Origin of the sequence: Dendronalium sp. ChiSLP03b, assembly GCF_034531165.2 — a bacterium.
Classification (GTDB): domain Bacteria; phylum Cyanobacteriota; class Cyanobacteriia; order Cyanobacteriales; family Nostocaceae; genus Dendronalium; species Dendronalium minutum.
In genome coordinates, this window is the sequence record NZ_JAVRBR020000081.1 from 1 (window position 1) to 22,426 (window position 22,426).

Consider the following 22,426-nt stretch of genomic DNA (forward strand, 5'->3'; position numbering starts at 1 on the left):
GAAAGCCTTTCGAGGCTTTAATTTCTAAGTTTTGGCTATAAATTTTAGTTACTGTTAGAAAATAAAGGCTCAAAGCTTGACTCAATCAAAGTTTCAGAATCTTGCTTCGATTATTGTTTTCCGAGAGTGACAAAAGAAAGATCATTCACTAGCAATATTTTCTAACTCCCTAGGTGCAATTACTGCAATTCCTGCGCTTACAAATCCAGACGCATCACGAGTTACGATCGCATCGACCCCATATGCTATTCCACAAGCACACTGCACCGCATCCTCAAAATCTTGAAAATTCAGTGCGATCGCCTGTTCCAAAATTGCTCTATCAACCGCACAAATATGCAAATCTGTCAGAATTTGTGCAATTGCATCTTAAGCAGCGATCGCACCTGCTGCTTTTCGGACAATATAATAAATGTTAGTAATCGTTGTTGCTGCAATAAACCCTTCGACTTCACCAGCATCAATTTTCTCAAACAGTTTTGCTGCATCTTCCACGAAAGGCTCTCGCTCTTGTAAAAAATCAAGAACAATATTTGTATCAATTAAAATTCTCATTACTGATATTTTGCAGTGAGATAGTTAATATAATCTGCTTCAACATCTTCACTCGCCGTTTCTGTACTTTTTGCAATCCCTCGCAATCGGGATAAGTTACCCTTTTTCAATCCAGAAGTAGTTTCTCGCTGTAGTGACTCCAAAAGGGTTTGCACTAATTGCCAGCGATCGCTAATTGGTAACTGCAATGCTTGCTTTTGCAATTCTTGCAATGTCATTAGAATTCTCCTATCTAAGGCTATCTCACCTTTAATTGTAAATTGGCATTTTTGGGACGGTAAATACAACAATGTTTGCTTAAGAGGTTGTCATAATTTAAATACGATCGCTCTCTACCCTCCCACTATGCAATTTGCAGATTTTTGGTATATTGTCGCACTCAGCGAACAATTGCGACCTAACACTGTACTAGCACGAACCGTTTTAGGAGAGTGGCTAGCGATATTTCGTAGCGAGGATGGACAAGCTGTGGCGTTGCGCGATCGCTGTTTGCATCGCAGTAGCCGTCTGTCAGCAGGTAAAGTTTGTGACGGCGCTTTGCAATGTCCCTATCATGGTTGGGTATACGATCGCAATGGTAATGTTATTGCTGTTCCTGCTGAAGGAAATGATTTCAAACCTTCCCAGCAACGTCAAGTGAAGCGTTACGCCACTAAAGAACAGGATGGTTATATATATGTGCAGTTAGCTGATACCCCAAGCGTTGAGTTTGAACCCTTTTCTATGCCTTACTATGGAGAACCAGGGTGGGAGACAGTGCGGGTGATTAACCGTTTTGCCAACAACGTTACTAATTGTGCAGAGAACTTTATTGATATTCCCCACACAGCTTTTGTGCATCCTGGTGTATTCCGTAACTCCCGCCAACAAAAGTTAGAGATGACTGTAGAACGCTGGAATGGTTCGGTTTTGGTGGAGTATCGCAACGAAACCCGTAATCTGGGATGGTACAGCCATTTTCTGAATCGGGAGGGTGCTGAAATTAAACATAGCGATCGCTTTTATATGCCAAATATTACCTCAGTAGAATATCAAATGGGACGCAATCGCCATTTGTTTATTACTAGTCAATCTATCCCAGAAACCGATAATTCAACTCTGGTTTACACTGATGTCACCTACAACTATGGCATCTGGAACAAGCTAGCACGTCCGTTTGTGCGGTGGACAGCTCAATACATTATCCGACAAGACGTGGAAATTTTGGGTATTCAGGGAGAGGCGATCGCTAAATATGGCACACAATTTTCTAATACTCCTGCTGACACAATTCATGTGTTTGTAGAGTCAATTCGAGCAGCGATTTCTCGTGGAGAAGACCCGCGATTATTGCCAAATCAATCGGTTAAAGTGACATTTTGGGTCTAATAATAATTAGTAATTCATAATTCGTAATTTTGGAACTTGGTATAATAAGTGGATATACAAAATTTTGCACCAGTGATAATTTTTATAACTTTTATTGGATTAGTTGGATGGACTATTACTAATCAGTTTGGTCGAACTCAACTTCTAGTTAAAAGTCGTGAAGATTGGCTAATAGATGGTATAGGATTAATGATTCAAGGAATTTTGATTCCCTTACTACAAGCTACCTTAGTTTATTGGCTTTACCAACATTTATTACCTAATCATCAGGGATGTTTAAAATTATCACCAGTTCTATCTTTTCTTCTGAGTTTTGTTTTAGTTGATTATTTGTATTACTGGAATCATCGTTTATTGCATAATAAATTGTTTTGGCAAGTCCATCAAGTGCATCATACTGTCACTCAGATGGATGTATTAGGAACCTCTCGTAATACTCTTTGGACAAGTTTACTTATTGTTTATTTGTGGATACACACGTTATTTTTATATCTATTAGCCGCTCCAACAGGTTATTTACTTGGAGTTAGTCTAACTGCTGCTCTAGATTTATGGCGACATAGCCGCTTGATGATTTTTGTAAATAGCTGGTTCTATCAATTTTTGTCTCCTTGGTTAATCCTACCGCAGGATCATGCCTGGCATCATTGTAGTGAAATTTATCATTGCAACTATGGTGCTAATCTGAAAATTTGGGACAAGTTACATGGCACTTATTATGAAAGCAAAGAATTGCCATTTGCAATTGGAATTCCTACCTCGTTAACCTTCATCAAAAAACTCTTGTTTCCGTTTTCATGACAGTTTTAAGTAAGATTCTGTTATTTTTTCCAACTCTTGTGTTATTGCTGACTGGGGCTGCAATAGTTTACCTTGCCCATTCACCCAGTATTTTCAGTATTCTAGCTGTATTGCTTTCTATTTACGGGTTACCAGTATTAGTTTATCGCTGGCATCAATGGGTTTATCCCGTGCGGGAGGGCATTAGTTATCTACAAGGGAAAGAATATAGTCCCTGGTGGGGTAGTCATCAAATCCAGACAATATATATTGCAATTCCGGCTTTGGAGGCAGTGCTGCGGCTGATTCCAGGGGTATTTTCTATATGGTTGCGATTGTGGGGTGCGAAAGTGGGGCGAAATGTTTACTGGACACCAGGATTAGAGATTGCCGATCGCGGTTTAATAGAAATTGGCGATCGCGTAGTTATCGGGCATCGCGTCGGGATATATTCCCACGTCATCAAACCGCGCAAGCAAGACTTAATGTTGTATGTTAAAAAAGTCAAGATTGGCAATGATGTTTTTGTAGGAGCTGGATCGCATCTTGGCCCTGGTGTAGTCATTGCTGATGGTACATTTGTTCCCGCTGCTACAAACCTTTATCCTAATCAGCAGGCGTAATACTAATTCGTAATTCGTAATTCGTAATTCATAATTCGTAATTAAGAAAGTCCCATTTAGTCTAGTTCGCGGTGCGAAACCCGAAAGCCTTACAGTGATTGAGATAGGAAAAAATGTACTCAATCGCAAGGCAGATTTTAGGTGTTACGGAAAAAATATCGCATTGACCGAGAGTTCAACATTATTAGGACTTACGCATTGACAGAAAATTGATACTATGCGGCCAAGCCCAACTTCTGTGTTAGATGTTCTAAAATAAAGCCACGAGCCACTTGAAGAGATAAATTCCTTTGGATTTCATACCAATTTTCAATTAACTCTTCGGAGCGCATTAATTCTAGTTGTGTAAAAGCTCGAATTGCACTAAAAAAATGAGTTTTAATTGCCTCAGTTGTTCTTACCCTTACGGGTTCGCCAGTTGCTTCAAGTCGGGGAACCCGCCCAACGCACTGGCTCACCATAAACTTCGCAATACCACATACTTGTTTAATAGCTCTGTGGTAACACTCAATACCCCAATGTATTGAATGAAGTTCCCTAAATTCTGTTCTAGTAATTGAGTCAAGTGCATCTTTTTCAGGGATATACATAATGTAATATCGTTTTGTTTCGTTTTTGAAACTTCTAAGAAAGACCTTCACCTGACCAAAATTTTTGAGATACACTGTTAAACCAGATTCGGGGATTTCTAAATTTTGAACCTGGGTAAAAGTTTTACCGTCAACCGAACATGAACGATTTTTAGCTATACCAGTTAAAAAACCTAATTGCTTGTTTTTCAGTAATTTCAGGTTTTCTTGACTAGAATACCAACTGTCTGTCGTCACGCTTTTAGGCTTTAAACCCCAATCCAAAACCTCAATTATCATTTCTCGTAAATAATCATTTTTCGTCTTCCCTTCCTGCTTGTTATAAATCCGATAATTTACTGGCACAGACTTAAAAGATACATCCGTGTAATACAAGGTAATTAATTGAATTCCTTTAACGGCACGATGGTGTCTACCTGAGTAATAGTAACCAATTAATTCCGTTATTTTTGGGTCGCTATGAGGCTTATCAATTACTGTATCGTCACCACTTAAAGTACCTCCAATTAAGTTGATGTTTGGCTTAATTTCTTCAAATAAGTCCTTGGGTTCGTACTGCTCACGTAGCAAAAATCTATTGACGCTATCATGAGACAAATTTTCCATTATCTGCCCCAAACGTTTACAACCTGAATACTTCGATTCTGCCAGTAGAAACAGAGTATAAGTGTTCAAGTCACATTTAGCGGTTGATGGTTTAGTAATTGCTCTGATTGTCCGAACCCTAAACACAGCCAAGTAAATTATCTGTTTTTCACGCCTCTAGTAACTAGCGTTCGTCGCTCGCGTAGCGTCTCGCAGAGAAGACGTTGGCGCAGCCATCGCTATTTTTTTCTACATTCTCCTTATACACTTTCTGTCTTCCTTGTCAATGCGTAAGTTCTAATTATCTTGCAGCTGAGTGGAGAAATGGATGAGCAAATGACTGTGATTGACCATCTGCTCTGTGATGACAAGCTGCTTGAGTTAATGTCAGCAGACTTTTCAAAACGTTATCCCCTCTCCAGCTTGACGGGAAGAAAATCAACACCAGTAGAAGTAATATTTAGGATGTTAGCTCTAAAACATTTACGCGGACTTAGTTACGAAAATACAATAAAAAATGTCAAAGAAAGTTTGATTTTAAGGCAGTTTTGTCGAGTATATTTTAATCCTCTGCCAAATAAAAGCACACTCATTCGTTGGGCAAATACTTTGAGTGAACAAACTTTGGAGAAGATGAATCAAAGATTGACTCAAATTGCTACCCATTTACAAATAACTAAGGGAACAAAGATCAGGACAGATGGTACGGTAGTGGCAACTAATATTCATTTTCCTTCAGATAACAGTTTGTTAGGGGACGGAGTTAAGGTGATTAGTCGCCTTTTATCTCAAGCCAAGTCAATTATATTAGCGACTACAAAAACTATTAACTTGCAGATTTTTCGTAATCGTTATCGGACAGCGAGAAGAATCTCCAGACAAATTGATAGTTTATCAAAGACAAGAAATGAATCTGGTCAGCAAAAAAGAAAACAAGCATACATAAAATTGATTGAAATCACAAAAGCTGCAATGAAACAAGCTCAAAAAGTGAAAATACTTCTTGAGAAATTGGATTCTGCTAAGTCCCAGAGAATACTACAAAAATGTGAAATTTTTCTTCCACGTATAGAACAAGTAGTTGAGCAAGCATTCCGCAGAGTCTTAAATCATGAAAAAGTGAGTGCAGCGGAAAAAATTGTCAGTATCTTTGAAGTGCATACAGATATTATATGTAGGGGCAAACCTAACCTAGATGTAGAGTTTGGGCGGAAGGTCTGGTTAGATGAAGTTGATGGTGGAATTGTGAGTAATTATCGAGTATTAAAGGGAAACCCTCATGATACTCAACAATTAGTTTCCAGTTTAGACCAACATCTAGAAAATTTTGGCTATCCCCCGAAACTAGTTTCTAGTGATAGGGGTGTTTACTCTCAAAGTCATGAAAACTATGCCCAAACATTAGGAATAAAAGAAGTAATATTACCTCAAGGAGGTTATAGAAGTAAGCAGAGAATTCAGCATGAAAGAAAGAGAAATTTTATTAAAGGTCGTTATTGGCATAACGGCGTAGAAGGACGTATTAGTTTTCTGAAAAGATGTTTTGGTTTCCAACGTTGTTTGTATAGAGGAGATATCGGATTTCAACGTTGGGTGGGCTGGGGAATAATCGCTCATAATTTAACTATTATTAGTCGATGTTTAATTTCATAAACTAAATTTATTAACTAACTTAATATTTTTATTTTCGGAAAAACCCGCTTTGTCAACATTATTTGATTCTGCCAAAGATTGGAATTTGACCAAATTTTAGTTTACTGCTCTTATCGCTCTCCGTGTTATTTTTTCTGTCCAAGCTTTAATAATAGTTTTGTTTTATTCTGTCTCAAGTTTCGCACCGCGAACTAGTCTAAATTCCTGGGTTTGGATCTGTATCATTATTTTTGGGAAATGGTATAAGAAGCTGAATATTCATTTGTGAATGCGATCGCCTTTCCCAAGCATCACCACGATATCTCTCAATTCTGGCGATGAGCGATCGCATATTACAATAACGTCAGAAGCTTTTGGGAATTAGGATGCAGCATTTTCCTATTAGTGAAATTCAAAATACCCGTAGTGAAGTTTTAAGCCAAGCTGCTGTTGAGCCTGTTTTACTCACAACAGAATCACAACCGAGTTACGTAATTATGTCGGTCGAAAACTATGAACAACTCATTAACCGACTGGCTCAGTTAGAGGATTTAGTGTTCGGTCAGCAAGCCCAAACTGCCCTCTTAACCTCGCAAATGGTTGGTGCGGAAACTTTTACGGCAGAACTCAAGCGTTTGGCTGCGCTGGATGCTGAACATCAAAACTAAGTTTCATCCACTACATGCAAAATTTGGTTATACAACGCTGGAGATACTCTGAATTCTGATGTAGCAATTAAGGCATCCATCAAAGGCTTGACCGCAGCAATCAAATTCTTACGCTTTGCCTCAACTAAAATACCTAGCAACCCAATAATTTTGATTCCTAAACGGTCAGCTTCTACTCTGCCACGGCGCTCATCAATCAAAAGCAAATCTGCACCAAGTTCTAAAGCAAGTGCGATCGCCTCAGACTCTCCAGAATCTAACCTTACCTCATTTTGAAGACGTTCAACAACCTCACGATTAATGACTTGTCTCACCTCTAACCATAAAGCAGACTGGACTTCAAGAGTTCCTGGAACAGGCGGACTGATGTCTGCAAGTTCACAATAGACTGCTTCAGGAATTTTTACTTGATTGTAGAGTTGGGGCAAAAGTTGTAATTGATCGATAGCTGCCAAATTCGTGATTGCTGATGTATCACTAATAACAATCACAATCGCCCTAGCTCGTGTAAGTTCTTCAAATCCAATTCAAAATCCTCAACATCATAGGAGTAAAGCGGAATGTTGCGCTGTTTAAGGAGTTGGCGGAAAGCATTAAGAGGAATATCTGCCAATCTGCTTGCATAGCCCAAGGTTAAACGATCTGTTTGGAACAGATACAACGCGATTTCCTGGCGAAACTCGCTTGGTGAAAGCTGAGATGCTTGCAGGATTTCATCTGGGATGACAACGCTCATAAAAAGGCTACCTTAACTTTTGTCACAGTTTACTGTTGAACTATAGAGTTGGTTCTGTAATGTTTATACTGCTCTCTAGCAATGTAGTTGCTTAATAAGTTTAGCTGCTAAATCTTCTGTTGAGGTAAGATTGGAGATTGCCGATCGCGGTTTAATAGAAATTGGCGATCGCGTCGTTGTTGGACATCGCGTAGGCATCTATTCCCAGGTCATAAAACCCCGCAAGCAAGATTTGATGTTGTATGTTAAAAAAGTCAAGATTGGTAATAATGTCTTTGTCGGAGCTGGATCGCATCTGGGGCCTGGTGTAGTCATTGACAACAACACATTTGTTGCAGCTGTCACAAACCTTTATCCTGATCGGCAGGTGTAAGAATTGGTAATTTGTAATTCGTGGGCGATTTGTCCTCTTGGATGCCACTTGCTTCAAATCGGCAGAACCGCCCAAAACAGCCAAAACAGCCACACAATGTAATGAATTATGACAATCGCCCAAAATACAGACTGATAAGACTTTTTCTGACTTTTGTGATGTAGTATTCGCTGGGCTATAAACCCACCCAACCATCCACCTGCAAGTTCACACAGATGCAGTGTGTGTTCAGGGGTTCGCCATTCCTTTCGTTTGGCACGAGATTTATCATCAGCGTATAGCGCATAGGTCACTAAACTGATTGTAGGATAGAGAATCAGTGGAAGAGGATTGCGCGTCGTCCAAGTAAAATGAACGGCTCCGAACAAAGGCAGAATCGACAGCAGTAGTACTTCAACTATTGGAAAATTTAAGGTGGGCGCAACACTAGATTTAGCATTGCTACTCAAAGACACTGAGGAAGAAATTGATTTGTTTCTCGTCCCCTGAATAAAGGCGTTGCAAGCACGAACTTTACCATTTGAATCAACTACGGAGTAGTAGTAAATCGTGTCATTTTCCTGGGGGCGACGAACCGCATCTTTAAGTTCAGAAATGTGTAAAAAAACTTCTTGGCTACCATCAACAGGCTGAATAAAACCAAATCCACGGTCATCTTTCTATTTTACAAGTTTTCCACTGCGTAGACTGGGTTTCATAAAAAAGCTCAATTACACAAACTTTGCAATTTTAACAAACCAACTTTAAGTACAGCTATGGGCAAAATACACAGTAGCTCAACGTCCCATTAGAATATTCATAATGGATGATTAAAATATTTGCTTAAAATATTTTAATGTGTATGGTTTAATTTATTCAAGTTTAAACAAGCGAAAAAATATAAATATTAACTAAATAGTTTTGAAAAAAGATTGAATTCTGTTTACGATCCAATAATTATTAAGGTGTAAATCAACCTTATCAGAACTTGACTTTAAAATCTAGGTTACTTAAATCTCGCACCTAAACTTAAGCTGATTATGCGTCCGATTATTCAACTGTTTGAGCAACTCCTTGCACCAACTGCCCGCCGATTTCATCAAGCATTGGATGACCCTAAGTCAACGCAGACATCTGTGCAGAGGGAGATTTGCGATCGCCTGATTGCGAGTGAATATGGCAAAGCCTTGAAAATTCGTTCTGTAGCAGATTGGCAGCGCGTCCCGATTGTCGATTACGACGCACTCGCACCCTGGATTGGTAATCCCCAACATCACAAACATCGGCAAATTCCTCTCACTCCCGAACCCATTTTGTTCTATGAAAGAACTTCTGGCAGTAGTGGGGCGGTGAAATGGATTCCCTACACTCAGTCTTTGCGGCGATCGTTCAATCAAATGTTTTGCGTATGGGCACACGATTTGATTGCACATGGCCCTAAATTCTCCACTGGCAAGCTTTATGCCTGTATCTCGCCGCAATTAAATGCAAGCGATTCTCAATCTTTACAAGATGATTTAGATTATCTAGATGGTTGGCTGCGTTGGTTCCTGCGACCTTGGTTAGTGATGCCAGAGGGGCTTAATCGCCTGCATGACGCACACCTGTTTAAACATCAGCTTGCTTTGGCATTATTGCAAGCTGAAAAATTGGAAATTATTTCTATTTGGAGTCCGAGTTTCCTGCAAGTACACTTAAAATACATTCAAGAAAATCAGGAGTTATTGCGAGCAGAATTACAAGGGCGAATGTCGCGCGATCGCCTGCAACTCCTCAGCGAAGATAATATTCCTTGGACGCAACTCTGGTCAAACTTGAAGCTGATTTCTTGCTGGGATAGTGCCAATGCAGCAGACCAAGCCAAGGGATTGCGATCGCAGTTTCCAGGTGTGTTAATTCAGGGCAAAGGACTACTCGCAACCGAAGCCCCGATGACGATTCCGTTGATTGCAGCACAAGGGTATGTTCCGGTTCTCGATGAAGTATTTTTCGAGTTCGAGGATGATACTGGTTCGCTGCACGATTTACACGAACTCAGTATTGGACAAGAATATACAATTATTTTGTCACAGAAAGGGGGCTTGTATCGTTATCAAATTGGCGATCGCATCCGGGTAACTCATTTTTATCGCAATACTCCCTGTCTAGAATTTCGGGGACGACATCAAGTTATCAGCGATTTGGTTGGCGAAAAGTTGCACGAAACTTTTGTGCATAATGCTTTGAATAGCATCAACTTGCAAGGAACTCATTTTAAGAGTTTAGTTCCCGTTGCCAATCCACCGCACTATATTCTGTTACTCGATTCGGCAATAGAAACCCCAGAAATTATTGCTCAACAACTGGATAAGGCTTTATCACAGTCACATCACTACTATCGTGCGCGATCGCTCGGCCAACTTGCACCACCACAGGTTTTAATCTCCAATCAAATTCCTGAAATATTAGCCTTACATCGCGTCTGTACTGGAAGCATCTGGGGAGGCATTAAGCATCAGATTCTAGCAACATCGCCTATTAACACTGAGCTTTTACAAAAATTTAAATCAGTGGATTCTTAGCTCAACTTTATCCAAAATTAAGAACTTGGTTCTCTTTATATGACAAAAATCTTAGCTTTTTGGCAAAAACTTTTTTATCTGACTGACTTTTGGTAAAATCGAAAAAGTCAAACAACAGTATCACAAAGGTTTCAACCTTAGCGTAGACACTTTTTAGCGGCTTGCCGCAGGCATCGCATTCATAGAAAATGGATAAAGTCGAGCTAAATGAAAAGCACCATTATCTAGCTGAAGAATATGTAGTCGCAAACTATTCTAAAAAAATACTGAAACAGGCTGTATTGAGATGCGCTTACCCTGATTTTTTATCTATTCAGTATGGGTTGGGGCAATAAATTTGCAGTCCGTTGTCACTTCTAGATGTAAAGCATTGACCATGATTAACGGTAGTATCAATAGCAGTTTTATCTTGATTCTGATTTGTGATAATAACTAAAATATCAAATAATAAAAGTATCGATATAGCAAAATTTACCATATACAAGCTTTTTATTAGCTTACTTCTACGAGTATTTTTTTTGTTTGAATTTGGTAGTGATGATTGAATGCAAACTGTTTTGGGCGACCAAAAATGGTCATTAAAGTCGTAGTAACTCATTTATATTTATCTCCTAGCAGCAAATATTAAACAGTACTTCTTCTCTCACTCAATAAATTTCCAAAAATAGGGAGGGGAAGAATATGTTGATTTTTAGCTATGAGTTACTCAGTTATTTTTACCATAATAAGTAAGAAATTAATTGTGATTGTTTCTTTCCCTTAAATACAAAATGTATACTATATAACTTTTTTAGTTCATTTTGTTAATCCCTGAAGTTATTAAAACATCTTTTTATGAAAAAATATTCTGACAAAAGTCATAAAGCAACCTATGACTTTAGTCACGATTCGAGCATAAAAACCAGTATAGTAGTTCTATTTAATTTGTCAGAATTGAAAGCACAGATACCCGACTTTTTAGACAAATCGGGTATCTTGTTTCTTGGGATTATGGGGAAAAGCCAGACGCAGTTAACAGTCAACTGCTTCAAGCTAAATAATTTATTACTTAGAGTTTCTTAAAAGGTATTATTTTAGACTAGCACCAGTTTCGGCAACACATCTGTCAGGTTAGCTGAGGTTGCGGGTGCTGTACTTAGAGCAACATCGCCCCAGCGCATTACAGTTGCAGCAGCATTAGATACAGAACCAACAGTGTAAACGAGAACTAAGTCGTTTTCATGAATCTTGCCTAATTGTGCGCCGTGGTAAAGATTGGCGATGGGTAGCATTGGCCCAATATTTGCATAGTGGGGGTAAAGGTTAATCGTCCGCTCTGGTTCGATGCCTAACGCCTGCGTGCAGAGATGCGAATACCAGGCAGTGGGTGTATTAAAAGCAAAAAATTGAATTTGCTCTAGGGTAACACCAGCAGCAGCAACAGCACCCAAGCAGCACTCGCGTAGGTAATCCACAGCAGTCTCACTCAGTACTCTGTTAGTATTTTTTGCTGCTCTAATTAACATCCTTGGCTTGCCCTCAGCATCCATAGTTAATTCATTATAGAAGGTGCCACAAGTTGCAGATGTATTCACAATTTTGCTGCCAAGAATTCCCTGGCTTGGTTTTAGCGGCGCAACCACAAAAGCTCCAGCACCGTCACCGAAAAACCACGAGAGGGTATCGTTTTCATCGGTAAAGCGAGAGTAAGTGCAAGAAACCACAACCAGCACATTGCGATACTCTCCAGTTCGCACCAGTGCAGTGGCGTTTTGCAGAGCAACCATAGCATTAGAACAGGTTGAATCCAAATTCCAAGCAGCACCGCGCAGACCGAGTTGACCAGCAAGAAAGGCGGCATTGCCAGGTAGAATATTTTCCGGCCAGAGTGAAGCAACAATCATCAAATCGACTTCTTCCGGAGACAGCTTTGCCGCTGCGATCGCATTCTTGGCTGCTTGATACTCTAGTGTTAGCGATGACTCATCCGAACCGAGAACTCGGCGCTCAATAGTACCACGGAATGGGTCTTTGAGATACGGTGTCATTACCTGTTCAAACTGATTGCTGGGGGTAGAATCAGCAGGCGAAAACACCTTTGATAGACTTTTTTCCTCTGCCATTGCAACTAAATCAGGGTAATTTTTGCGCCAATAATCATTAGTGCGAATGACACTAGGAAAATTAATTGCAATTGAGCAAATACCTACGGGTGGATAGATCATGGGAAATTTCCTTTGGTTGTGGGCAATGAGGGGACGCGGGGACACGGAGAATAACTAATGACAACAGACGCAATTAATCTGATAACAACTGTACAGACGCGATTAATGAGCCAGCGCGTTGCGGTGAATCAGTGCTGCGGGAGGGTTTCCCTCCGCAGGCAACTGTGTTAGCGTAGCGTTAGCGAGCCTGCGAGCGTCACCCGAAGGGGGTTCCCCCCGTTGTAGCGACTGGCGTCGCGTCTCTACTACTGACTACTGACTAAACTGTTAATTCGAGTGCCAATTGGTGCTGGTCGTGTCGGGTCGATCGCTACGTCAACAACAAAGGGTACAGTAGAGGCTAGAGCTGTTTCTAAGGCTGCTTCGACATCAAACTCGCTGTCTACACGAATGCCATCAGCTCCCATACCACGGGCAATCATCACGAAATCTGCGGTGGACATCTCTGCATCCACACCGTGGAATCCCTCCATGTTCATGCCTTGGTCGCACATGTTGTAACGTGCATCGTTAAGTACAATCCAGACGGCAGGAATTTTGTGTTTGACGGCGGTAGTGATTTCGCTGTTCATGAGCATAGCACCATCACCAAGAATGGCGATCGCCTTACGATTTCGCGCCAGTGCAGCACCTAAAATACCCGTGCCAGCGTGCCCCATCGAGCCAAACCCAGTACTTACCCGGTAACGACCTGGTGTAGTAAATCTGAGCGTGTGGGTTCCCCAAGCAAAGGAGTTACCTGCCTCGGTCATTACTACTGCATCGCTTTTTTCAACAATTACCCTTTGAATTGCATCCATCAATAATTCAGGGCGTACTAGACCTTCTCCATAGGGCTTGATTAATTGGCGATCGCCACGAGGTAAAGGTAATATTGGTGACAAACTATAAGTTTGTGGAAAATACTTAAGCAATGCTTTAACGTAAGCTCCAATATCGGAGTGGACGGCAAATGTCTCCGCTGCTGGATAAGCAGTTCCTGGCACTTCCGGGTCAATATCTACGTGTATAAACCCGCGTGAAGGAACCATAATCGGGCTCCAAAACGAGGTAAATTCACCTAGCCGAGTTCCCAAAACCAGTACGCGTAAAGGACGATGCTCTTGCATATACTTCACAACAGAGCTATGTCCTCCGAAGCCTGTAACACCCACAAACTGAGGATGATCTTCAGGAAATATCCCCTTACCACGAGAGGATGACATCACCGCAGCTTTGGTTCTCTCAGCAAGTTGGCGGATTTCCGCGGCTGCACCTCTAGCACCGAAACCAACCCAAATGGCAAATGGCCCCTCACACAGCAGTTGTAAAGACTTGCAGATAGCATCTTCCCCAGCAGTTACCGAAGATTGAGAGAAATTCACGCGAGGTAATGGTGTCATCAGCGAACTTGTCTGAATTGCTCTAGGGATACTGATATGAGCTACAAAGCCCCCTGGTTTTCCCATACCTGCCAAGAGCTTACGAGCAATTTTTGGCAGTTCCGAGCTACATTCAACAGTGGTGGCGTAATGAAATAATGTTCCTGAAGTAAAAATGCCTGTATTAGACATGGTGTACAGACTGGTTTCTTGAAAAGCCCAGCGTCCGCGTTGTGTTGCAGAGGTGCAAGGCGAGAGGAAAATGATTTTTGCTCCTTCCCAACGAGCAGCAAACAATCCTGTCAGAGCATTTGTAATACCTGGGCCAGTTGTGCTGAATACTACAACTGGGTGTCCGCTAGCAAAGTAAGACTCAATAGCTGCAAATGCGGCTCCGGCTTCATGACGAAATTGCAGTACTTGGATTGAACTTTGCTCTAAGCTAGCAACAAGGGGTGTGATTCCGCCTCCGAACAGGCCAAAAGCATAGCGGACTCCTAAATCTTCCAGTGTCTTGACTAAAGCTGCTGCAACAGTTAAATCGCTTGTCTGGTCAAGTGAAAGTAGATTGGGTTGGATAGCAGTACTTTTTTGCAACTGCTCCAATGGATTTAAGGTTTTGGTAATACTTTTTAAATTCACGATCTTTAGGGATTGGGGGTAACAGAGCTGAGGGGAAAATACTACTGACAACTACTTCCTGTACAGACGCGATTAATCGCGTCTGTACTACTGACTACTGTTGATTCCTGACGTAAAACTCGCTTCAATACTTTACCAGTTGAGTTTTTAGGAATTGAATCTACAAACTTAATTACGCGGGGAATTTTGTAAGCTGCCATCTTTTGATAACAAAAGTCAATGATTTGTTGTTCTGTTATTGGATGACCAGTTTTAAGGACAATATTTGCTTTGACAATCTCGCCTTTGAGACGATCGTCAACTCCATATACAGCTACTTCAGCAACCGCCGGATGTTGATAAATAATATTTTCAACTTCTGTTGGGTAAACTTTAAATCCAGAGAAAATAATCATGTCTTTTAAGCGGTCAACGATGTAGAAAAAACCTTCTTCATCCATCCGACCAATATCACCAGTATGGAACCAACCATTTTTAATAACCTCTGCTGTTTCAAAAGGACGATTCCAATAACCAAGCATGACGTTTGGCCCTTTAATAACTATTTCACCTAACTCGCCTGCTTGTACTTCATAACCATTACCATCAACAATCTTTATTTCTACATTTGCAATGGAAGTACCAACGCTACCTAGTTTGTATTTCAAGTTGTGATTATAAGCAGCAAATGGCGATGTTTCTGTTAAACCATACCCTTCATGAATGACAATTCCATACTTTTGATACCAACGCTGTGCTACTTCAGAAGGCATGGGTGCTGCTGCTGAAAAGTAATAGCGAATATTTTTCAGGTTACAGTCAGATGTATCCATATTCAGCAGTTTAATGAATACTGTCGGTACTCCAAATAACATTGTCACTTGATGTACAGTGATGGTTTTTAAGACTTGTTCTAGGTCAAATCGGCGTTGTAATATCAGGGTTGCACAGGCAGATAGACTAGCGTTGAGAATTGCATTTTGACCAAAACAATGGAATAAAGGTAAGTAAAGTAGTAAGCGATCGCTCTTTTGAATACGATAACAACAGTTAGCACTATAGCTGTTGAAAAGAACATTGCCATGAGAAAGTGTAGCTCCTTTGGGAAAGCCTGTAGTGCCTGATGTGTAGAGGATACTTGCAGGAGCGTGGCGAGCCATTTCAACTGCGTGTGCTTCAGGAGAAGCTTTTGCCATTAGTTCTGTTAGACTAATACCTTTTTTAGCTGTGCCTTCTGTAATTAAAATGTGTTGTAAGGCGATTAAATCTGCCTCTTGCACGTACTCACTTTGAGACTCTGTTGTAATAATTGCTTTAGCAGCACAATCATTGAGAATATAGCTCACTTCATCACTTTTGAGCATGACGTTAACCGAGACAGCAATCGCACCAATTTTCAGAATGCCAAGATAAGAAAAGACAAATTCTGGAATGTTTGGCAAAAACAAAGCTACACGCTCTCCACGCCTAATTCCCAAACTGCGTAGACCGTTAGCAACACGATTTGCTCTTTCGTTCAGCTCTTTGTATGTGAAAGATTCTTCTTCAAAGATGAGCGCTGGTTTATTAGGAAAAAGATAACAACCAAGTTCTACATTTTGTGCAATATTCATTATTAAATCTCCTTTCTAGCCGAGATTGTCTGCATGAAATTACGAATTATATTGACTTCAAGCTTGACAAAATATCGTTAACTGCTTGCACAATTAGACCGCCAGCAGCGATATCAGCTGAAATCAAGGCGATATGCTCGTCCAAGGACTGTTCGTTATCGTTCCAAATGTATGGACGCAGAGATGTTGGCTGATGTCCAACTACTTGACGAACTGCCGCATACAACTCTAAAGTTCCGGTAGAAAGGCATGTACGTGCATCGTAGTGACCAGTCATTTTATATGTACGGAGGTCAGCGGCTTGGACTCCAAACATCAGCGCGATCGCCATATAATATTGAAATATGTCTACAGAACGACGTGTCAGATTTGCTGAAACATATCCTTGGCTGTTAATGTTTTGATTAAATTGTTCGGCATGGGTAGGAAAGCGATCGGCTAAAGAATTTCCATAGAAGGTTAACAGTGGCATTATCGAGTTTCCACTGATTTGCAAACCTTTGAGTCCCATATTGACTTTACGCTCTAGATTGCCAACTAAAGAAGGTGGCAGTCCGTTGCTAAACTCTGGTGAGACGAGGAGCGCGATCTGCACATCGATGTGTTTGGCCAATAGCCCTATATAGTAGCGCAAGCGATCCATTGTCACGCCTACATACTGTCCGAGAAAATTGCCACCATGATAACTAGCTTGTTTGTTGGCATCAATCAATGGATTATCGGTGACTGAGTTCATTTCTAGCTCGATTTGCTCGGCAATCTCCGATATTCCGTCAACAATTGGCCCCATATACTGTGGAAGGCAGCGCAGAGAATAACGATCCTGGATTAGTTCTTGACCGCGATATTCATGCTTGCCATCTGATTCTTCACGGACTAAGTATGAACCTTTAAGCAGGGAAAACATCTGGTCTGCTGCCCATAGTTGACCGGGATGGGGTTTGTGTTTATGGATAAACGGGTGGAACGATTGATTTGTCCCGTATAAACCTTGGATAGCTAAGGCATGTACGCCCATTGCGAGTGCAAGTAAGACTCTAGCATCATACACGCAATTACCTGCGATCGCTGTCATCACAGAAGTGCCGTTCATCATTGCCAAGCCTTCTTTCGGTTGCAGTTGCAACTGCGGCAAACCCAGCCGACACAGCGCTGTAGGAGCATCCATTTCTCTACCGTCGAAGTCAACTGTAAAGCTGGGATCTAAACCTATGAGCGCCCCAGTAATATAAGACAAAGGTACTAAATCGCCACTAGCACCAATAGAGCCAAACTCATAGACATGCGGTGTCACACCAGCATTTAAAAAAGTTTCAATTCGTTGAATCAATTCGAGTCGTATACCCGATGCACCATATAAGTGTGAATTGGCACGCAAAAGCATGGCGGCGCGGACATCTGCCAACGGCAATCTCGCACCCGCTCCAGATTTTAGAAACCAAATTAAGTTAGTTTGAAGTTCGGCTGCTTGTTCGCGGGAAATAACAACATGGGCCATGCCACCGAAGCCAGATGTGACTCCGTATATTGGTTGGCCTGTTTCAACTGCATGATTAATGTAGTCACATGATGCTTGCACGCCTCGTAGGACATCTGCATTATCAGTTAAACGCACCTGTGTGCCATGACGAGCTACATTCACTACGTCGTCTATAGTCAGATTGCGATCGCCTACAGTTACAATTGAATTTAAATTGTCTGAATTTGAATTGCCAGTAAAAGGCACTTGCCAAGAACGCGTGATGTTCTGTTGTAGAGATAGTGTATTCATACGCGGGTTACTTTAAACTCGTAAAAAAACCAATTACAAGGGAGACAAAATAAAAATTCTCCCTACACTTCACAACCAATCATCAAAAAAGAATCTGAATTACGAATTACGAATTACGAATTACGAATTAAGAGAACCCCATTCAAAAATCGCAGCACCCCAAGAAAGTCCAGCGCCAAAGCCAGCCAGAGCTACAATATCATGTGGTTTGATTTGTCCTTGGCGAACAGCTTCATCCAATGCAAGAGGAATTGAAGCAGCAGAAGTGTTTCCATAGTTTGCTACGTTGCTAATGATTTTTTCTTCGGGAAGATTTAAACGTTCGGCCACAGCATTTAAAATTCGCTGATTGGCTTGATGCATCAATAGCCAGTCTACTTGTTCAATATCTAATCCGGCTCGGTATAGTGCCTTTTCAATAACTTCAGGGACTTTTTGAACGGCAAAGCGATAAACTTCTTGTCCGTTCATTGCAATTGGTTGGTATGTACCTTGACCAACCCTGACACTATCAATTAGTAGTTTCTCTTGTTCTTGAAATCCCAATTTTAGATATTGATTTTGCGTACCATCAGTATGAAGTTGAAAACCCAAGAGACAATCGTATTCACTTGCTTGTAAAACTACTGCTCCTGCTCCATCGCCAAAGAGAACGCAAGTACGTCTATCAGACCAATCTACCCACCGAGAAAGCACGTCAGCACCGATGAGGAGAACATTTTGATAAGCACCAGCCCGCATAAATTGGGCAGCAGTTACCAAACCAAACACAAAACCAGAGCAAGCTGCTGTCAAATCAAAAGCTACAGCTTGGGTTGCTCCCAGTCGAGCTTGAATTTGGCTAGCATTACCAAACAAATCATCAGGGGTTGATGTCGCGAGGATAATCAAATCTAAGTCTTGTGGTGCTATACCTGCCATCGCTATAGCCTTTTGAGCAGCTTCGGTAGCCATAGCTGTGAGCGAATTCTGCGGTGGAAGAAGATGGCGGCGGCGAATTCCTGTGCGAGTCGTTATCCAATCATCAGAAGTAACTACCATTTGATTGAGTTGATGATTGTCCAAGCACGTATCTGGAACCGCAGAGCCAGTCCCCGTTAGAACAATGCCTTGTCTTACTAAGGATTTCATCTGCTTTATTTGCTAGTTATTCTTGTGAGAGAGATGAGGGGGATAGGGGAGAAAAATAATAACTTTTGACTTCTGACTTCTGACTCCTACCTTCTGCCTCCTGCCCTCTGCCCTCTGCCTTTATTAGTCTTCAAACTTTTTAAAAGCTAAAGAAGCGTTATGTCCTCCAAAGCCAAAAGAGTTAGAAAGAGCAACATCTACTCTTTGACTTCTACTTTGGTAAGGAACATAGTCTAAATCGCACTTTGGATCTGGCCGATCTAAATTGATTGTTGGTGGAATTAAATCAAGACCTACTGTTAAGACTGTGGCAATAGCTTCAACGCCTCCAGATGCACCTAAAAGATGGCCAATCATGGATTTGGTGGAACTAATAGGAATTTCGAGGGCACGGTTTCCTAAAGCTTGCTTAATAGCTAAGGTTTCTGTGGCATCGTTAGCTACAGTGCTAGTGCCATGAGCGTTAATGTAGCTGACTTCGTTGGGGAACAAGCCAGCATCTTTTAAGGCTAGTTCCATAGCTCTGGTGGCTCCCTCACCGCTGGGTGTGGGAGTGGTTATATGGTAAGCATCACAAGTCAGGCCATAGCCAACAATCTCTGCATAAATATGAGTAGCTCCCCGACGCAGAGCATGTTCTAAATCCTCTATGAGTAGAATCCCCGCTCCTTCTCCCATGACGAAGCCATTTCGCTCTGCATCAAAGGGACGAGAGGCTCGTGTGGGTTCGTCATTTCTAGTTGTTAGGGTTTTGGCAGAACTGAAGGCAGCTATACATAGAGGTGTAATCGCTGCTTCTGTACCACCACAAATCATTGCCTGAGCTTGGCCTGTTTGAATTAAGCGAAAAGCTTCTCCAATCGCATTAGAACCAGCAGCACAAGCGGTAACAGTGCAAAAGTTCGGCCCTTTAGCCCCTGTATAAATTGCTGTGAGTCCGGCTGCTATGTTAGAGATTGTCATCGGAATTGTAAAAGGACTACAGCGTTTAGGGCCTTGAGCCAGGAATATTTTTTGCTGTTCCTCGATAACTTGCAAACCGCCGATGCCATTGCCTATAATAATGCCAACTTGAGTAGCATTTGAGTCGTTGATTTTTAACCCAGCATTAGCGATCGCTTGTAGACTTGCACTAACTGCAAATTGAGAAAAACGCGATATATGCTTGACATCTTTGCGTTCTAAATAGTCGTAAGGGTCAAAGCCTCTAACTTCACCTGCGATTTTACAAGTATGCAAAGAAGCATCAAAGTGGGTAATTGCATCAATACCACTGCGTCCAGCAATCAACCCTTCCCAATACTCTTTCACCGAATTTCCTAGAGGGGTAATAGCTCCCATACCTGTAACTACAACCCTTCTTAAATTTTTATTTATCATGGTTAAAACTCAAAAAATAACTTTCTGACCTATGTAATTCACAACTTCTTGTACTGTTAAAAGTTGCTTTGCTTCCTTAGGAGGAATTTTTGTACCAAAAGCATCTTCTAATGCTTGAAACATTGCGATTAAATCTAAGTAATCTGCTCCTAAATCTAAAGTTAGATTAGCATCTGGGGTAACTTTTTGTTGTTCATTGGCTAGTTCTTCGGCGACAACAGCTTGAACTTTGCTAAATATTTCTTGTCTAGTCATAAATCACCTATTTGTATTTTTATAGATTGATAATTTTTCAGAAATTTTTCAGGGGTGATAATTATTAATTTAAGCTGATTTAAATACATTTACAAGGGAAAAACTTGTGATTTTCAGGATATTTATTTGCTATAAATAGTAGTAAGTTTTATATATTTAAGACTCAAAACTTATTACAAAAATACTTAAGATATCATGTTTTACGAGTTAAAATATTCCGCAAAATACTACCCTATTCTATGGGAACGCCTCTCTGTGGCAAGCTTTCACTTACAGAATGACATCCCCAATTTTTTGATTTTTTGCAAGAAGCATGGTATTGACAATAGCTATCTTACAGTTGTCAATAAGTTTCGCAGAGGAGTTCCAGATACAACCATTCTGCTTAACTTGTGATGTGCAGATAGAATTATTTCTTCTGTTTCTTCCCAACTAATACATTTGTCTGTAACAGATACGCCATACTTCAATTTTTTTAAATCTGTAGGTATCTTCTGATTTCCTTCATACAAGTTGGATTCAAGCATCATGCCAACAATTGATTTATTCCTATCTGCAATTTGCTGGAGAACGTTATTAAAGACAGTGGCCTGTAGCTTATGATCTTTATAAGAATTTCCATGACTACAGTCAATGATGATTCTTTGAGGTAGCTTAAGTCCCTCTAGCTTCTTCTCTACCCAAGCTACAGTAGGTGCATCAAAATTCGGTTTACCATCTCCCCCACGTAAAATAATATGACCGTAGTTATTTCCTTTTGCTTTAAATGTGCAAACTTGACCTCTTTGGTCAATTCCTAAAAAATGGTGGAGTTTATTAGCTGATTGAATGGCATCAAGAGCAACTTGGATATTACCGTCAGTACCATTTTTAAAACCTATTGGCATGGATAATCCACTGGCCATTTCCCGATGGGTTTGAGATTCAATAGTACGCGCTCCAATTGCAGACCAAGAAATTAAATCGGAGAAATATTGAGGTGTTACAGGATCTAAAGCTTCTGTAGCAACAGGTAATTTTAATTCAGCAATTTTGAGTAACAAATTGCGTGCCGTAAATAATCCTTTTTGAATGTTAAATGAGCCATCTAAGTCGGGGTCATTAATTAATCCTTTCCATCCAATTGTAGTTCTAGGTTTTTCAAAGTAAACTCTCATCACAATCAACAGTTTGTCTTTTACCTGTTCGGCAATAATTTTCAATTTTTCTGCATATTCTAAAGCAGCATCGAAATCATGGATAGAGCAAGGGCCAACAATAATAAATTTTCGGGAATCTTTGCCGTCAAGTATATTTTGTATAGCTTGTCTACCTTGCAATACAGTTTCTGTAGCAACTTTGGTTAAAGGCAATTGCTCTTTTATCTGCATTGGTGTCATTAAAATCATTGAAGATTCGATGTTAGTATTCAGCAATTTGTTAATTTCCATGATGTTTAAGCTGGTGATTAGTAATGTACCATTTTGAACTAATCTGTCATGTGCGTTAGCCAGAAGTATAACGCACCCTACTGGCATGGCAAGGCTAAAATGTTGCATTAAAAATCTCTGAAAAATTGAAGTTTAGACACATAATCGAATTTTTCTATTGCACTACTTTAGCCTTGACACGCCACTACAGAAAATTTTTTAATTGATAGT

The 22,426-nt window shown here is 40.7% G+C and carries 21 protein-coding genes and 2 pseudogenes; 7 read left to right on the forward strand and 16 right to left on the reverse strand.

Annotated features, from left to right (window positions below; translation table 11 throughout):
• Positions 1 to 141: 141 nt before the first annotated feature.
• A pseudogene (locus RMY31_RS19705) lies at positions 142 to 555 on the reverse strand (type II toxin-antitoxin system VapC family toxin).
• Positions 555 to 773 carry a hypothetical protein gene (locus RMY31_RS19710; protein WP_322658416.1) on the reverse strand — a complete coding sequence of 73 codons (219 nt, stop codon included), beginning with the start codon at positions 771 to 773 and terminating at the stop codon, positions 555 to 557. Before RMY31_RS19710 ends, RMY31_RS19705 begins: the two are co-directional and overlap by 1 nt.
• Positions 774 to 900: 127 nt before the next feature.
• On the opposite strand from RMY31_RS19710, the gene RMY31_RS19715 reads away from it, so the two are divergent.
• Genes RMY31_RS19715 through RMY31_RS19725 form a run of 3 tightly spaced genes read left to right on the forward strand, consistent with a single transcriptional unit; the run spans position 901 to position 3,326 of the window.
• Positions 901 to 1,923 (forward strand): aromatic ring-hydroxylating dioxygenase subunit alpha, encoded by a 1,023-nt coding sequence (locus tag RMY31_RS19715; protein ID WP_322658417.1) that lies wholly within the window; start codon positions 901 to 903, stop codon positions 1,921 to 1,923.
• Between the two features lie 48 nt (positions 1,924 to 1,971).
• The gene (locus RMY31_RS19720) at positions 1,972 to 2,724 is read left to right on the forward strand and encodes a sterol desaturase family protein (protein WP_322658418.1); all 753 of its coding nucleotides are present in this window, start codon (positions 1,972 to 1,974) and stop codon (positions 2,722 to 2,724) included.
• Positions 2,721 to 3,326, forward strand: coding sequence for an acyl transferase (locus RMY31_RS19725; RefSeq protein WP_322658419.1), 606 nt, complete (start codon positions 2,721 to 2,723; stop codon positions 3,324 to 3,326). Before RMY31_RS19720 ends, RMY31_RS19725 begins: the two co-directional genes overlap by 4 nt.
• A 215-nt stretch (positions 3,327 to 3,541) precedes the next feature.
• Here the strand turns inward: RMY31_RS19725 and RMY31_RS19730 are convergent, their stop codons facing one another.
• A complete protein-coding gene (locus RMY31_RS19730; RefSeq protein ID WP_322658493.1) occupies positions 3,542 to 4,630 on the reverse strand; it encodes a transposase in 1,089 nt (362 codons plus the stop codon).
• A gap of 171 nt (positions 4,631 to 4,801) precedes the next feature.
• Here RMY31_RS19730 and RMY31_RS19735 point away from each other — a divergent pair, with 171 nt between their 5' ends.
• Entirely contained in the window at positions 4,802 to 6,154 is a 1,353-nt protein-coding gene (locus tag RMY31_RS19735; RefSeq protein ID WP_322658494.1) for an ISNCY family transposase, read from the forward strand.
• 196 nt (positions 6,155 to 6,350) lie between these two features.
• Here the strand turns inward: RMY31_RS19735 and RMY31_RS19740 are convergent, their stop codons facing one another.
• The gene (locus tag RMY31_RS19740; protein WP_322658420.1) at positions 6,351 to 6,485 is read right to left on the reverse strand and encodes a hypothetical protein; all 135 of its coding nucleotides are present in this window, start codon (positions 6,483 to 6,485) and stop codon (positions 6,351 to 6,353) included.
• 34 nt (positions 6,486 to 6,519) lie between these two features.
• Between RMY31_RS19740 and RMY31_RS19745 the strand changes: the two genes are divergently transcribed.
• Positions 6,520 to 6,801 (forward strand): type II toxin-antitoxin system prevent-host-death family antitoxin, encoded by a 282-nt coding sequence (locus tag RMY31_RS19745; protein ID WP_322658421.1) that lies wholly within the window; start codon positions 6,520 to 6,522, stop codon positions 6,799 to 6,801.
• Here RMY31_RS19745 and RMY31_RS19750 read toward each other — a convergent pair.
• Positions 6,798 to 7,292, reverse strand: a complete 495-nt coding sequence (locus RMY31_RS19750) for a DUF3368 domain-containing protein (protein WP_322658422.1) — start codon at positions 7,290 to 7,292, stop codon at positions 6,798 to 6,800. The two genes, RMY31_RS19745 and RMY31_RS19750, sit on opposite strands and share 4 nt — an antisense overlap.
• Entirely contained in the window at positions 7,289 to 7,537 is a 249-nt protein-coding gene (locus RMY31_RS19755; protein WP_322658423.1) for a UPF0175 family protein, read from the reverse strand. Before RMY31_RS19755 ends, RMY31_RS19750 begins: the two co-directional genes overlap by 4 nt.
• 130 nt (positions 7,538 to 7,667) lie before the next feature.
• Between RMY31_RS19755 and RMY31_RS19760 the strand changes: the two genes are divergently transcribed.
• Positions 7,668 to 7,910 (forward strand): DapH/DapD/GlmU-related protein, encoded by a 243-nt coding sequence (locus tag RMY31_RS19760; RefSeq protein ID WP_322658424.1) that lies wholly within the window; start codon positions 7,668 to 7,670, stop codon positions 7,908 to 7,910.
• A gap of 53 nt (positions 7,911 to 7,963) precedes the next feature.
• Here RMY31_RS19760 and RMY31_RS19765 read toward each other — a convergent pair whose 3' ends face one another.
• Entirely contained in the window at positions 7,964 to 8,365 is a 402-nt protein-coding gene (locus tag RMY31_RS19765) for a DUF1294 domain-containing protein (RefSeq protein WP_322658425.1), read from the reverse strand.
• Between the two features lie 102 nt (positions 8,366 to 8,467).
• Positions 8,468 to 8,545: pseudogene (locus RMY31_RS19770) on the reverse strand (DUF1294 domain-containing protein); the annotation flags it as partial.
• Between the two features lie 384 nt (positions 8,546 to 8,929).
• Here RMY31_RS19770 and RMY31_RS19775 point away from each other — a divergent pair.
• Positions 8,930 to 10,450 (forward strand): GH3 auxin-responsive promoter family protein, encoded by a 1,521-nt coding sequence (locus tag RMY31_RS19775; RefSeq protein ID WP_322658427.1) that lies wholly within the window; start codon positions 8,930 to 8,932, stop codon positions 10,448 to 10,450.
• Positions 10,451 to 11,523: 1,073 nt separating this feature from the next.
• Here the strand turns inward: RMY31_RS19775 and RMY31_RS19780 are convergent.
• From RMY31_RS19780 to RMY31_RS19815, 8 genes are all read right to left on the reverse strand, one after another.
• Positions 11,524 to 12,654: a 3-oxoacyl-ACP synthase III family protein gene (locus RMY31_RS19780; RefSeq protein ID WP_322658428.1), complete on the reverse strand. Its 1,131-nt coding sequence runs from the start codon at positions 12,652 to 12,654 to the stop codon at positions 11,524 to 11,526.
• A 245-nt stretch (positions 12,655 to 12,899) separates the two neighbouring features.
• A complete protein-coding gene (locus RMY31_RS19785) occupies positions 12,900 to 14,657 on the reverse strand; it encodes a ScyA-related TPP-binding enzyme (RefSeq protein WP_322658429.1) in 1,758 nt (585 codons plus the stop codon).
• Positions 14,658 to 14,698: 41 nt separating this feature from the next.
• Positions 14,699 to 16,249 (reverse strand): long-chain fatty acid--CoA ligase, encoded by a 1,551-nt coding sequence (locus RMY31_RS19790; RefSeq protein WP_322658430.1) that lies wholly within the window; start codon positions 16,247 to 16,249, stop codon positions 14,699 to 14,701.
• A gap of 46 nt (positions 16,250 to 16,295) precedes the next feature.
• A complete protein-coding gene (locus RMY31_RS19795; protein ID WP_322658431.1) occupies positions 16,296 to 18,020 on the reverse strand; it encodes an aromatic amino acid ammonia-lyase in 1,725 nt (574 codons plus the stop codon).
• A 120-nt stretch (positions 18,021 to 18,140) separates the two neighbouring features.
• On the reverse strand, positions 18,141 to 19,151 hold the full coding sequence (locus tag RMY31_RS19800) for a beta-ketoacyl-ACP synthase III (RefSeq protein WP_322658432.1): 1,011 nt from the start codon (positions 19,149 to 19,151) through the stop codon (positions 18,141 to 18,143).
• Between the two features lie 123 nt (positions 19,152 to 19,274).
• Positions 19,275 to 20,531: a beta-ketoacyl-ACP synthase II gene (fabF, locus tag RMY31_RS19805; protein WP_322658433.1), complete on the reverse strand. Its 1,257-nt coding sequence runs from the start codon at positions 20,529 to 20,531 to the stop codon at positions 19,275 to 19,277.
• Positions 20,532 to 20,540: 9 nt separating this feature from the next.
• Positions 20,541 to 20,786, reverse strand: coding sequence for an acyl carrier protein (gene acpP, locus RMY31_RS19810; RefSeq protein ID WP_322658434.1), 246 nt, complete (start codon positions 20,784 to 20,786; stop codon positions 20,541 to 20,543).
• Between the two features lie 329 nt (positions 20,787 to 21,115).
• A complete protein-coding gene (locus RMY31_RS19815; protein ID WP_322658495.1) occupies positions 21,116 to 22,216 on the reverse strand; it encodes a 3-deoxy-7-phosphoheptulonate synthase in 1,101 nt (366 codons plus the stop codon).
• Between the last annotated feature and the right edge of the window lie 210 nt (positions 22,217 to 22,426).